The 278-nt window shown below is 56.5% G+C and carries 1 protein-coding gene; it reads right to left on the reverse strand.

Annotated features, from left to right (window positions below; translation table 11 throughout):
- On the reverse strand, positions 1-278 hold a 278-nt coding region (locus AC2A1E_RS24510; protein ID WP_484385925.1), incomplete at both ends, for a GTPase family protein.

Here is a 278-nt window from a genome sequence, read left to right on the forward strand (position 1 = left end):
GGTTGACAGTGGTGTCTGTCCCATTCCCGGCAAGGGTCGATTTTATCGGCCTGGTTGAGCACAAACAGCAGGTGAACCGGGTTGAATCCCCCTCGCCGGATAATGTCCTGATAGCCGGTTTCATCGGCGGTATGGGCACGGTCATCGGCTTTGAGAACCCAAATGATGAAGTCGAGTTCAGGCAGCAGTTGCTGGTAAAGCGCGTGGTACTCTTCGTCCCGTTCGATACTTTCCCCAACACCCGGCAGGTCGACCAGCGTCAGGGCATGCTGACCCAA

The organism is Serratia sp. HNCC26DJ206 (genome assembly GCF_057180605.1).